13 protein-coding genes and 3 tRNA genes are annotated in these 12,490 nt (G+C 58.6%); 12 read left to right on the top strand and 4 right to left on the bottom strand.

The window, feature by feature from the left end:
- Nucleotides 1-223: 223 nt before the first annotated feature.
- The 8 genes from HF949_RS12815 to HF949_RS12780 all read left to right on the top strand — a co-directional run bounded on the left by HF949_RS12815 (nucleotide 224) and on the right by HF949_RS12780 (nucleotide 7,676).
- Entirely contained in the window at nucleotides 224-1,399 is a 1,176-nt protein-coding gene (locus HF949_RS12815; RefSeq protein WP_292895811.1) for a cysteine desulfurase family protein, read from the top strand.
- Between the two features lie 180 nt (nucleotides 1,400-1,579).
- Nucleotides 1,580-3,103, top strand: a complete 1,524-nt coding sequence (gene sufB, locus HF949_RS12810; RefSeq protein WP_292895809.1) for a Fe-S cluster assembly protein SufB — start codon at nucleotides 1,580-1,582, stop codon at nucleotides 3,101-3,103.
- 27 nt (nucleotides 3,104-3,130) lie between these two features.
- Nucleotides 3,131-3,886 carry a Fe-S cluster assembly ATPase SufC gene (gene sufC, locus HF949_RS12805; protein ID WP_292895808.1) on the top strand — a complete coding sequence of 252 codons (756 nt, stop codon included), beginning with the start codon at nucleotides 3,131-3,133 and terminating at the stop codon, nucleotides 3,884-3,886.
- Nucleotides 3,887-3,895: 9 nt separating this feature from the next.
- On the top strand, nucleotides 3,896-5,167 hold the full coding sequence (sufD, locus tag HF949_RS12800) for a Fe-S cluster assembly protein SufD (RefSeq protein WP_292895806.1): 1,272 nt from the start codon (nucleotides 3,896-3,898) through the stop codon (nucleotides 5,165-5,167).
- 56 nt (nucleotides 5,168-5,223) lie between these two features.
- Nucleotides 5,224-6,465, top strand: a complete 1,242-nt coding sequence (locus HF949_RS12795) for a cysteine desulfurase (RefSeq protein WP_292895804.1) — start codon at nucleotides 5,224-5,226, stop codon at nucleotides 6,463-6,465.
- 5 nt (nucleotides 6,466-6,470) lie between these two features.
- Nucleotides 6,471-6,869: an SUF system Fe-S cluster assembly protein gene (locus HF949_RS12790; RefSeq protein WP_292895802.1), complete on the top strand. Its 399-nt coding sequence runs from the start codon at nucleotides 6,471-6,473 to the stop codon at nucleotides 6,867-6,869.
- A gap of 89 nt (nucleotides 6,870-6,958) precedes the next feature.
- The gene (sufA, locus tag HF949_RS12785) at nucleotides 6,959-7,339 is read left to right on the top strand and encodes a Fe-S cluster assembly scaffold SufA (RefSeq protein WP_292895800.1); all 381 of its coding nucleotides are present in this window, start codon (nucleotides 6,959-6,961) and stop codon (nucleotides 7,337-7,339) included.
- Nucleotides 7,340-7,409: 70 nt separating this feature from the next.
- Nucleotides 7,410-7,676: a TfoX/Sxy family protein gene (locus HF949_RS12780; protein WP_404933031.1), complete on the top strand. Its 267-nt coding sequence runs from the start codon at nucleotides 7,410-7,412 to the stop codon at nucleotides 7,674-7,676.
- A 74-nt stretch (nucleotides 7,677-7,750) separates the two neighbouring features.
- Here the strand turns inward: HF949_RS12780 and HF949_RS12775 are convergent, their stop codons facing one another.
- The gene (locus HF949_RS12775) at nucleotides 7,751-9,151 is read right to left on the bottom strand and encodes a DEAD/DEAH box helicase (RefSeq protein WP_292900168.1); all 1,401 of its coding nucleotides are present in this window, start codon (nucleotides 9,149-9,151) and stop codon (nucleotides 7,751-7,753) included.
- A 164-nt stretch (nucleotides 9,152-9,315) separates the two neighbouring features.
- Nucleotides 9,316-10,089 carry an NAD kinase gene (locus HF949_RS12770; RefSeq protein ID WP_292895796.1) on the bottom strand — a complete coding sequence of 258 codons (774 nt, stop codon included), beginning with the start codon at nucleotides 10,087-10,089 and terminating at the stop codon, nucleotides 9,316-9,318.
- 160 nt (nucleotides 10,090-10,249) lie between these two features.
- On the opposite strand from HF949_RS12770, the gene HF949_RS12765 reads away from it, so the two are divergent.
- A tRNA-Thr gene (locus tag HF949_RS12765) sits at nucleotides 10,250-10,325 on the top strand.
- Between the two features lie 112 nt (nucleotides 10,326-10,437).
- Here HF949_RS12765 and HF949_RS12760 read toward each other — a convergent pair.
- Nucleotides 10,438-10,851: a DUF4440 domain-containing protein gene (locus tag HF949_RS12760; protein WP_292895794.1), complete on the bottom strand. Its 414-nt coding sequence runs from the start codon at nucleotides 10,849-10,851 to the stop codon at nucleotides 10,438-10,440.
- A 92-nt stretch (nucleotides 10,852-10,943) separates the two neighbouring features.
- A complete protein-coding gene (locus HF949_RS12755) occupies nucleotides 10,944-11,798 on the bottom strand; it encodes a TrmH family RNA methyltransferase (protein WP_292895792.1) in 855 nt (284 codons plus the stop codon).
- A 184-nt stretch (nucleotides 11,799-11,982) separates the two neighbouring features.
- Here HF949_RS12755 and HF949_RS12750 point away from each other — a divergent pair.
- The 3 genes from HF949_RS12750 to HF949_RS12740 all read left to right on the top strand — a co-directional run.
- A tRNA-Tyr gene (locus tag HF949_RS12750) sits at nucleotides 11,983-12,067 on the top strand.
- Between the two features lie 30 nt (nucleotides 12,068-12,097).
- Nucleotides 12,098-12,171, top strand: a tRNA-Gly gene (locus tag HF949_RS12745).
- Between the two features lie 224 nt (nucleotides 12,172-12,395).
- A partial coding sequence (locus tag HF949_RS12740; protein ID WP_032936484.1) for a GTP-binding protein occupies nucleotides 12,396-12,490 on the top strand: 95 nt, incomplete at its 3' end.

Raw genomic sequence — 12,490 nt, 5'->3', positions numbered from 1 at the left:
ACGGGGAACGATGCCCCTTAACCCTTGACGCGACGCCGACGCCTCCATAGAAGCTAGTTTAGAATTGTTCAAAATTGATGGCGCGTAAGCAACCATCATATCGGCAAGCCGGGTAAATAGGACGGCTCGCCCTGAAAATTCAAGGAAATTACGTCAAGGTGGGCAAGTTTGGCCTCAATGACGTGAAGCAGACAGCGGATTCGCGGAGAAAAGCGCAAGATCAATGTCGGCAACTCGAGCATATCTCGACTTCAATGCCAGTGCGCCGCTCACCGAGCGCGCAAGGGCGGCTGTGCTTGACGCGCTGTCCATGCCGGGGAATCCATCTTCCGTTCATACCGAGGGCAGGGAAGCCAGGCGCATACTGGAACAGGCTCGCACGCATGTGGCCCGTCTCGTTGGCGCGCGGGCGGAGGATGTTGTCTTTACCTCTGGCGCGACCGAGGCGGCAGCGATGCTTCTCACACCCTACTGGACCATGGGACGCGCACCACTCGGCTTTTCAAAGCTTTATGTCAGTGCTGCGGATCATCCGTGTTTTTTGAAGGGTGGCCGGTTTTCATGTAATCAAATCAAGATCATACCTGTTCAATCTGATGGATTGATAGATCTTGGCGCGTTGAACTCTCTGCTGGCTGGGCATGATCGCGATGCAGGTCTGCCGCTGGTTGCCGTACATGCGGTGAACAACGAAACGGGCGTCATTCAGCCTATTGAGGAAATCGGACGTCTGGCCAAGGCGAATGGCGCCACGACGATCTTTGATGCAGTACAGGCCGTGGGCCGTATTCCTCTGGATATTTCCGCCGGTTACGCTGATTATTTTATTTTATCGTCGCACAAGATCGGCGGTCCCAAGGGAGCGGGAGCAGTGGTCGGGAATGCCGACCTGATGATGCCGCGGGCGCTGATCGTCGGTGGCGGTCAGGAAAAAGGGCATCGGGCGGGAACCGAGAATCTCGCCGCCAATGCCGGTTTTGGCGCGGCTGCGGCGGAGGCTCTTGGAAACCTGGAGCGTGTCGATCTCATGGCCGAGATGCGGGATCGCTTCGAGAGCGCCGTTTTGAAACGTATACCGGATGCCGTGATTCACGGACGGGATGTAAATCGTGTTGCGAATACCAGTTTCTTTTCCATTCCCGGCATGAAAGCCGAAACAGCCCAGATAGCTTTTGATCTGGGCGGTGTGGCGCTTTCTGCGGGGTCTGCATGTTCATCCGGACGGGTTGGGCCAAGCCATGTCCTTGAAGCTATGGGGCTGGGGAACGAGGCAAGCGCGCTGAGGGTCTCCATTGGTCACTCGACCACTGAAGATGATCTGGCATTGTTTGACAGTGTTTTGGCCAATATCGCCACGCGGAGGAAGAGCTCTCCGAAGGCCGGGATGAAAGCCGCGTGAAGCGGCAAAGGGAAAAATCGAGGGTGAAGAGAATAAAAATGGAGAAAAAGACACATATTTAATATGTGACCGGATGAAACGTCCGCTCCGAAGCACTACATCAGGTTTGCCACAAGGCAATCAGGGTGTGCAAATTTGAAGACGGCCGGGCCTTGACCCCGGCATGGATGGAGAACGCATATGCCTGCCGTGCAGGAGACGATTGATCAGGTCCGCATGATCGATGTGGACCAGTATAAATATGGTTTTGAGACGCTTATCGAAAGCGATCTGGCGCCCAAAGGCCTGAATGAAGACATCATCCGTTTCATTTCGGCCAAGAAGGAAGAGCCGGAATGGATGACGGAGTGGCGCCTGAACGCCTACAAGCGGTGGCAGGCCATGGTAGAGCCGAGCTGGGCGCGGGTCAGCTATCCGAAGATCGATTTTCAGGATCTGCACTACTATGCAGCGCCGAAAAATCAGACCGGCCCGAAGTCGCTGGACGAAGTCGATCCGGAGTTGCTCAAGACCTATGAAAAGCTTGGTATCCCCTTGAGGGAGCAGGAAATTCTCGCCGGCGTGCGCAAGCAGGGCGAGCCAAGCGAACTGGAAGAAAACCCGAGCGACAATGTCTATAGCTCCGGACGTGTGGCGGTTGATGCGGTGTTCGATTCCGTGTCGGTCGTGACCACGTTCAAGGAAGAGCTTGCCAAGGCCGGCGTGATTTTCTGCTCGATCTCCGAGGCGATCCGCGAGCATCCCGAGCTGATCCAGAAATATCTGGGCTCGGTCGTACCGGTATCGGACAATTACTATGCTGCGCTGAACTCTGCCGTCTTCACGGATGGTTCCTTCGTGTATGTGCCGAAGGGCGTACGCTGCCCGATGGAATTATCAACCTATTTCCGCATCAACGAGCGCAATACCGGTCAATTCGAGCGTACGCTGATCATCGCGGAAGAGGGTGCATATGTGTCCTATCTGGAAGGCTGCACCGCGCCGCAGCGCGACGAGAACCAGTTGCACGCAGCCGTGGTCGAGCTCATTGCGCTGGACGATGCGGAGATCAAGTACTCCACGGTCCAGAACTGGTATCCGGGCGATTCCGAGGGCAAGGGCGGCATCTACAACTTCGTCACCAAGCGCGGCGACTGCAGGGGCAAAAACTCCAAGATCTCCTGGACCCAGGTCGAGACCGGTTCGGCGATTACCTGGAAATACCCGTCCTGCATCCTGCGTGGCGACAACAGCCGCGGCGAGTTCTACTCGATTGCCGTTTCCAACGGCCATCAACAGATAGATTCCGGCACCAAGATGCTGCATCTGGGCAAGAACACGTCGAGCCGCATCATCTCCAAGGGCATTTCCGCCGGCCATTCCCAGAACACCTATCGGGGACAGGTTTCGGCCCACCGCAAGGCGGCCAACGCCCGCAACTTCACCCAGTGCGACAGCCTGCTGATCGGCAATGACTGCGGCGCGCACACGGTGCCTTACATCGAGGCGAAGAACGCCACCGCGCAGTTCGAGCACGAGGCGACTACGTCGAAGATTTCCGAGGATCAGCTGTTCTACGTCATGCAGCGCGGCATTCCCGAGGAAGAGGCGATCGCGCTCATCGTCAACGGCTTCGTCAAGGACGTCATCCAGGAGTTGCCGATGGAGTTCGCCGTCGAGGCGCAGAAGCTCATCGGTATTTCGCTTGAAGGTTCGGTCGGCTGAGGCCGGCGCATTTGTTTGGAAAAAATCATGCTTGAGATCAAAAACCTGCACGCCCGCATCGCCGAGGATGGCACCGAGATCATCCGTGGCCTCAACCTGTCTGTGAAGGCCGGCGAAGTGGCCGCGATCATGGGGCCGAACGGCTCCGGCAAGTCGACGCTGTCTTACATCCTTGCCGGTCGTGACGATTACGAGGTGACCGAGGGCGAGATCCTCTACAATGGTGAGTCCATTCTGGAGATGGACCCGGCCGAGCGTGCTGCCGCCGGCATTTTCCTCGCTTTCCAGTACCCGCTCGAAATTCCGGGCGTTGCCACGATGGAGTTCCTCAAGACCGCCATCAATGCACAGCGCAAGGCGCGCGGCGAGGAAGAGCTGAAGATCCCTGAGATGCTGAAGCGGGTTCGTGCTGCCGCCGACGAGCTGGAGATGAGCATGGACATGCTCAAGCGTCCGCTCAACGTCGGCTTCTCCGGTGGCGAGAAGAAGCGGGCTGAAATCCTGCAGATGAAGCTTCTGGAGCCAAAACTCTGCGTTCTTGACGAGACCGATTCCGGCCTCGACATCGATGCGCTGAAGATTGTTGCCGATGGCGTAAACGCCCTGCGTTCGCCTGATCGCGCCGTGCTGGTGATCACCCACTACCAGCGCCTTCTCGACTACATCGTTCCGGACACGGTTCACGTTCTCTACCGCGGCCAGGTCATCAAGTCTGGCGACAAGGATCTGGCGCTGGAGCTGGAGAAGAACGGATATGCCGGCGTCATTGACGCAGCCGCTTGAGGTGATGAGATGAACCTTCATACTCAAAACACGCTGACGGAGGCCGAGACGGCGCTGGTCAACGGCTATTCCAGCCGATTTTCCGACCTGCCGGGTGATGCCGACGTCACCGTCCGTCGCGATGAGGCACTCGAGCTTCTCAAGCAGGGCCTGCCCACGCGCCGTGTCGAAGCCTGGCACTACACGGATCTGCGCCGGCTTCTTTCCGTGGTTCCGGATTTCAAGCCGGTCGCCAATGCCGAGGCCGTTGCGCCGCTGATCGAAAACGCGCTCATTCTGCCGGTGCTGAACGGCGCCTCACATGGTCGCCCGGCGGGACCCGAAGGGCTCACCGTTGCCACGCTCGCCGACAAGCTTCAGGAAGGTGCACTGTCTGCCGAATGGCTGACGCCCTCCGACCGATTTGATGCAGTCGGTGCGATCAATGCGGCCTTTGTTTCGGATGGCTACTGGCTCAACATTGCCGAAGGTGCTGAGCTCGATCGTCCTGTCGAGCTTCAGAATATCCATGCGGGCGGTCAGGTGCATGGCCGTTTCGTGGTCAACGCGGCAGCCGGCTCAAAGGCGACCATTATTGAGCGTCAGACCGGTGTTGGCGATGCGCTTGCTTCTTCCGTCACCCACCTGGATGTCGCCGATGGCGCGCATGTGTTCTGGATTCTGCTTCAGGAGCAGCCGGACGATGCGGCCTATCTTGGCCAGTTCACCGCTTCGTTGGGCAAGGATGCGAGCCTCACGCTCTTCATCCTCAACAGTGGCGGCAGGCTGGTTCGTCAGGAGGTCAAGGTTGCAGCGCGGGGCGAGGGCTCCGAGTTCAGGCTTCGCGGCGTGAACCTGCTTGGCGGTGAGACCCATTGCGATGTGACCATGGTGCTCGATCACCTGGCACCCGACACGGTTTCCACCGAGACCTTCCGCAATGTTGTCACGGGCAAGGCCAATGGCGTGTTCCAGGGCCAGATCCGCGTTGCGAAGGTCGCCCAGAAGACCGATGCCAAGATGGCCTGCAACACGCTGTTGCTGTCCGATGATGGCGGGTTCTCTTCCAAGCCGGAACTCGAGATCTTCGCCGACGATGTGGCGTGCGGCCACGGCGCGACAGTGACCGATATTGAGAAAGAGCATCTCTTCTACCTGATGGCGCGCGGCATCGACGAGAAAACCGCACGCGGTCTGCTGGTCAAGGCGTTCGTCGCCGAGGTGATCGAGGAGCTCGAGGACGAAACCGTGATCGAGGCGCTGGAGGCCCGGCTGGTCGACTGGTTCGCCGAGCACGGCTAATTCTAAACCACTCACGCCCGCCTTTCTGGACGAGGGGCGGGCACGCGGGGTTCGAAATGGACCAGAAGGTCGAAACTATGCGTTATGACGTTGAGGCCGTTCGCCGGGATTTCCCCATCCTTGCGCGCGAGGTTTACGGCAAACCGCTCGTTTATCTCGACAACGGCGCATCGGCGCAGAAACCGCAGGCGGTCATCGATGCGATTACGCATGCCTACAGCAATGAATACGCCAATGTTCATCGCGGCCTGCACTTTCTCTCGAACGCTGCCACGGACGCCTATGAAAAGGCGCGTGAAACGGTTCGGCGCTTCCTGAATGCGGAGAGCACCGATCAGATCATTTTCACCAAGTCGGCCACCGAGGCGATCAACACCGTCGCCTACGGCCATGCGATGCCCAATATCGGCGAGGGCGATGAAATCGTTCTGTCGATCATGGAGCATCACTCCAATATCGTGCCATGGCATTTTTTGCGCGAGCGCCATGGCGCCAGGCTTTCCTGGATCCCGGTCGATGAGGAAGGCGCGCTCACGGTCGAGGCTTTCGAGAAGACGCTGACCGACCGCACGCGGCTTGTCGCGATCACGCATATGTCGAATGTTCTCGGCACGGTCACACCTCTCAAAGAGATCATCCAGATCGCGCATGAGCGTGGCATTCCGGTTCTCGTCGATGGCAGCCAGGGGGCCGTTCATCTCCCGGTCGACGTGCAGGCGCTCGATTGCGATTTCTATGTCTGCACCGGGCACAAGCTCTACGGTCCTTCGGGCATTGGCGTGCTCTATGGCAAGAAAGATCGCCTTGCGGCCATGCGGCCCTTCCAGGGCGGCGGAGAGATGATTGAGGATGTGACACTCGACAATGTCACCTACAATGATCCGCCGCACCGCTTCGAGGCGGGCACGCCGCCGATCGTGCAGGCCATCGGGCTTGGCGCGGCACTGGACTACATCGAAGGCATTGGCCGGGAGGCGATCGCAGCTTATGAGGCGGACCTTGTGCGCTACGCGCATGAGCAGCTTGGCCGCATCAACTCACTGCGTATTTTCGGCAATGCTCCGGGCAAAGGGGCTATAGTCTCTTTTGAGCTTCAGGGCATCCATGCGCACGACGTGTCAATGGTGATAGACCGGGCCGGCGTTGCCGTCAGAGCCGGGACGCATTGCGCGCAGCCGCTCTTGAAACATTTTGGCGTGACCTCCACATGCCGTGCATCGTTCGGCATGTACAACACACGCGAGGAGGTCGACGCCCTCGCTGAAGCGCTTGAGAAAGCGCGGCGTTTTTTCGGGTGAACAAGATGACTGACACACCGCAGGATACCGAGCAGACGGCCGGGACCACGGCCCCGCAGGAAACGGAAGCCAGGACGTCGTCCATTCCGCAGGAAGAGCTTGCACGCCTGACAGATGACATCGTCAGCGCGCTGAAGACCGTCTACGACCCCGAAATCCCTGCCGACATCTATGAGCTCGGCCTGATCTACAAAGTCGATATCGAGGATGACCGCTCTGTAAAAATCGACATGACACTGACCGCTCCGGGCTGCCCGGTGGCCGGAGAAATGCCCGGCTGGGTCCAAAATGCCGTAAGCACGGTAGAAGGTGTCAGCGACGTTGAAGTGACGATGGTTTTCGATCCGCCCTGGACACCCGATCGCATGTCCGAGGAAGCCCAGTTCGCCGTTGGCTGGTACTGAGGTCTGCACTTGCAACGCTGCGCGTTCTTGCCCATCTTGAGAAGAGAACCTTTCCGCGAGCCTTTCACTCGCCGTGAATGGAGAATTTGATGAGCCGATTTCAAGTGATGACCATGACCGACGCGGCTGCTAGCCGCGTACGCGAGATCGTTGCCGTCCGTGAAGGCGCGATCGGTGTGCGCGTCGGCATCAAGAAGGGCGGCTGCGCGGGCATGGAATACACGGTGGACCTCGTCACTGAGGCGGACCCCAAGGATGACCATGTGGAACATGAGGGTGCGCATGTTTATGTCGCCCCGGAGGCTGCCCTTTTTCTGCTTGGCACCGAGCTTGACTTCGAGGTCACCAAGCTTCGCACCGGCTTCACGTTCAACAATCCCAACCAGACATCGGCCTGTGGTTGCGGCGAGTCCATCGAGTTGAAGCCTGCAGACCTGAAGGCGCTTGCCGAAGCGCGCGGTACTGCCTGACAGACTCTCTGTGGACGACGACGCCATACGTGATATGTTTGCGGGCCTTGGCCCGGTTACGATCCGACCCATGTTCGGCGGCAAGGGAATTTACCATCAGGGCATCGTCTTCGCATTGCAGGTCAATGGCGAGATATTGCTGAAGGCTGACGCCCAGACCGTCCCGATGTTCCTGACCAGTGGTTCCAGGCAATGGATACCTGTCGGCGGGAGAGGGCGCGGACCAGTCGCCATGCCTTACTGGTCCATCCCTGAGAGCGCGATTGATGATCCTGATGAAATGACGCTCTGGGCTCACCGCGCCTTCGAGGCGAGCGTGCGAAGCGGGAAAAAGTAGCTCGTCTCGTAAAAAAAAGCCGCTGCAGGAAAATACCGGCAACGGCGTTGTTTATCGAATGATGCAGCTCTGATTCAGGTCTTCACCGGGATCTTCATGAAAGCGGGCACATCCTCACCGAAGCCGACTGTTGTGTCGTCCTCGCGTTGATGGCGACGCTGCTCTTTGGGCTGCTCCGGCTTGTCCTGTTTCGCCTTGCGTTCGGCGTTTTCGGATTTGATGTCGCGCTTGCGCGATTTCTTTCCGGAGGACTTTCTCTCGTCCCCTGCCGTATCGGCTTTCCCACTGCGCTTTGTTCCGTGGCCGCGCTTGTCGTCGTCGGCACTTTCGTCCGCGCGCAATGTGGACAAATCACCGTCCAGCCATTCGACTTCCTGGCCAATCAGTTTTTCGATTGAATCCATGTATTTGCGATCAGCCTTGGTGATCAGCGTGAAGGCAGCGCCCTCGCGGCCTGCACGACCGGTACGGCCGATCCGGTGCACATAGTCATCGGCGTGGGTGGGAATGTCGAAATTGAACACGTGGCTCACAGCGGGGATATCGAGTCCGCGCGCGGCAACGTCAGACGCGACGAGCAGCTTCAGATTGCCCTTGCGGAAGTTCTCCAGCATCGTCATTCGCGCACGCTGATCCATGTCTCCATGGAGCGCGCCGGCGTCATACTCGTGACGAACGAGAGAGCGGAAGAGCGTCGCCACTTCACTCTTGCGGTTGCAGAAGATGATCGCGTTCTTCAGCGTGTCGCCCTGAGAATCGATCAGCGACCGCAGGCGCTCGCGTTTCTCCCAGGGCTTCGCGCCGCATTTGACAAAACGCTGGGTGATGTTCGTGGCGGTGGTCGCCGGGCGCGAGACCTCGACACGCACCGGCGCCTGTAGAAACTGCTCGGTGAGCTTGGTGATCTCAGGCGGCATGGTGGCCGAGAAGAAGAGGGTCTGCCGTGTGAAGGGTATCAGCTTGCAGATGCGCTCGATGTCGGGGATGAAGCCCATGTCGAGCATACGGTCTGCCTCGTCGATAACAAGAATCTCGACACCCGTCAGAAGCAGTTTTCCGCGCTCGAAGTGATCAAGAAGGCGACCAGGTGTTGCGATCAGCACATCGGCGCCGCGCTCCAGCTTTTTCTCCTGCTCGTCGAATGAAACGCCACCGATCAGAAGCGCGATGTTGAGCCGGTGGTTTTTGCCATATTTGACAAAATTCTCCTCGACCTGCGCGGCGAGTTCCCGTGTCGGTTCCAGAATGAGTGTCCGGGGCATGCGTGCCCTGGCGCGTCCGCGCTCCAGTCGCGTAAGCATGGGCAGGACGAAGGATGCTGTCTTTCCGGTGCCCGTCTGAGCAATCCCCAGAACATCCTTGCCGCCCAGAGCATGCGGTATTGCGCCTGCCTGGATCGGTGTGGGTTGCGTGTAGCCCGCATCGGCCACGGCGGAGAGGACCTTCTGGGACAGACCCAGATCGGAAAATGTCAACGCTTCCTGAGCGGTGTCTTGTTCTTCTGCTGGCACGTTTCGGCTGTCTTTGTTTCTGCGGCGTAGTGCCGCCTTGTGAGGCCTTGGAACCTCGAATCCCTCGAGGGCGTACGGCTTGGAGCGTTCGATGTCAACAGATCACTTGCCGTAAAGTCAGCTATTGTTCAGTAACGGAACTGCTCGGAAAGGATGCGTTCGTTCCACGAATGGCTTTCGTCGAACAGCACGGTAACGGTTTCCTCGTGCGATTCGCGAACCATGACTGACACGACCGACTTGATCTCGGTATGGTCGGCGACCGCATTCACCGGGCGCTTTTCAGGCTCGAGAATGTCAAAACGCACGGTCGCCTGGTTGGAGAGCAGTGCGCCACGCCAGCGGCGCGGACGAAACGGACTGACCGGAGTGAGTGCAAGAAGCGGCGCATCAAGCGGAAGGATTGGGCCGTGCGCGGAAAGATTATAGGCTGTGGAGCCGGCGGGCGTTGCAACCATTACGCCGTCACATATCAGCTCTTCGAGGCGTACCTTGTCATCGATGGCAATCCGGATCTTGGCCGCCTGGTAAGACTGACGCAGAAGTGAAACCTCGTTGACGGCAACTGCCCTGACCTTGTTGCCATCGGCGTCCAGAGCCTCCATCTGGAGGGGGCGTACGGTTTCAGGAATTGCTGCGGCGACCCGCTCTCGTAAACCGTTCTCACGGTATTCGTTCATCAAAAAGCCGATCGAGCCGCGATTCATCCCATAGATGCGCTTTCCCGCTCCCATCGTTTCACGGAGTATATGCAGCATGAAGCCATCACCGCCGAGCGCCACGATGACGTCGGCGTCCTCGGGGCGTTCCTGGCCGTAGAGCGCTGACAACCGCTTCGCCGCTTCCCGGGCATTGTCGGTGTCGGCGGAAACGAAGGCGAGGGCCATTGGTTGTTGGGTCATGGCAATCGGACTGCCTTGGATTAGCGGCGGGCTGCTATCGGTTAGCACGTGAAGGTTCGCCTGCAAAGGCAATCGAACTCGCATTCATGTGGGGATCGTATATGGTCGATGCCAGTTTTGATTTTACTCTCGCGCACTTTGTGCTAACGGAGCGCCGGATGCCCTTGTAGCTCAGTTGGTAGAGCACCTGATTTGTAATCAGGGGGTCGGCGGTTCGAGTCCGTCCGGGGGCACCATCCTTTCCGTTGTCCGGCCCGGAGACATGGGTAACAGATCGTACCCAGGACATGGGTGACAACCTCGTGCCGAAAGCAGCGGTGCGCAGCAGAACGCCTAGAAGCAGATCGCTTAGAAATCGTCGCAGCTCTCGCCGATCTGGGTCTGACGGCTTTCCTTTATCTTTGCTTCCCTGATGATAAACCGTTCGTTCGTGAGAACGGAGTTGCTGGGAAAATCATAGCAGACGGTGACGACTGCTTCATCGTTCGTTTCCTCGTCTACACGATAACGGATGCCGGAGCCGTTACCAGCGGCTTCCTCCCACGCGTCGATGGATTCGAGAAATTCTTCCTTTGTCTGTTCAATTCCGATGTCGTTGAGAATGATCCGAGCATCATCGGACAACAGGTCGGAGAGCGCCTGCTGGTCGGCGGTGCGCAGGGCATCGAACCAACCTGCCAGGACCTTGTTCTCCTCACCCAGGGATTGGGAGACGGTCAAGGCCATGGCGGCAATGATCAACTGTAAGCGGTGCAGCCTCATTGGCATCCCAGTCCCGTACGATTGTGTTCTGTCAACGCCGCCATTCTATCGGTAACGGGGCGATACGGAAATCCCGCACCGATGCCAGGGTTTCATCCGCCTGAAATGATGTTCAGATGCCTGCAGGCAGCGTAGAGTGAGACCGCGGCCGCATTCGACACATTCAACGATCTGATGGCTCCAGGCATGTCCAGGCGCGCCAGGGCGGAGACGGTTTCACGGGTTTTTTGCCGGAGGCCTTTTCCTTCTGCCCCCAGCACCAGAGCGATCCGGTCCGCCTGGAACGTGTTTTCCAGCGGCTCGGGGCCTTCGGAATCGAGCCCAATTGTCTGAAATCCGGCCTGGGAAAGCTCCTCGAGTGCCTCGGCGAGATTGCGGACCGTCAGATGGTCGATATGTTCGAGCGCGCCGGAGGCTGCCTTGGCAAGAACGCCGGATTCGGCCGGGCTGTGGCGCGCAGTCGTCACCAGGGCGTTCACGCCGAAAGCCACGGCAGAACGCATGATGGCGCCGACATTGTGCGGATCCGTGACCTGATCAAGCACGAGGACGAGAGCGGCTCCGTCCAGATCCCGAAGCGGCTTGTGGCTCAGAGGCTCGGCTTCCAGGAGCACCCCCTGATGGACCGCATCAGGCCCGACAAGCCGGTCAATCTCGCGCGGTTCGACCGTTTCGACCGGAAAGGGCAGGGACGTCAGGTCATTCAGTTCCAGACGCGCGGAAGCGTTTCGGGTGACATAGAGGCGCCTGATTCGACGTTGCGGATTTTCGAGAGCTGCGCGAACGGTATGGAGGCCGTAGAGGCGGACAATGCCATCGTCGGTATTGATGTCGGCGTGAACAGGGGCTTTTCCTCCGCGCTTCTGCGCGGCGCGCTCTCTGTGCGCGCGCCGCAGGCGGGCATAATGGCTGTCTTTCGGGGTTCTGGAATTTTGATCGTCGCTCATGGCGTTTCTATAGTCCGGCGGCGGCATTCTGGAAACCGGATTTACAGGATGAAAGTTTTTCGACGAAGAATTGCGACAGGCGGTTGACACCGGTGAGCGGCCTCGTCATAAGGCGCATCGCGGAACGGAGCAGGGCGATTTGCCTTTCGAAATTCCGCCACGTCGCTGAAGCTCCGACGGAAACGGAGGGGTGTCCGAGTGGTTAAAGGAGACGGACTGTAAATCCGTTCGCTATGCGTACGCTGGTTCGAATCCAGCCCCCTCCACCACCGTCGATCAGAGCCAGCGAAGCGAACCCGGCGGGTATAGCTCAATGGTAGAGCAGCAGCCTTCCAAGCTGAATATGCGGGTTCGATTCCCGCTACCCGCTCCAGCTTACTCCGTGTTTTCGACTTCGTTTGAACGTCTTTGCGTTGCCTGTCTCTCTTGGCATCGGCGAGAATGTTCAGCCGCAGCGGGTGGCTTCGTGGCGTTTGCGCAGCCAAAAGGCGCGCGATGACCCCTGAGATGGTAAAGGGGCTTGTAATTTATCGACTTTGTCGGTAATCGCCCCGCATCTAAAACCCAAACGCATCCACGGCGCCAAAGGAAGTTGCAATGGCCAAAGGTAAATTTGAGCGTACGAAGCCGCATGTGAACATCGGCACGATTGGTCACGTTGACCACGGCAAGACGTCATTGACGGCAGCGAT

This window comes from Nitratireductor sp. (assembly GCF_017794765.1).
Lineage (GTDB): Bacteria > Pseudomonadota > Alphaproteobacteria > Rhizobiales > Rhizobiaceae > Nitratireductor.
The sequence above is the reverse complement of the archived record's forward strand: the minus strand, read 5'-3'. Positions and strand labels throughout refer to the sequence as shown.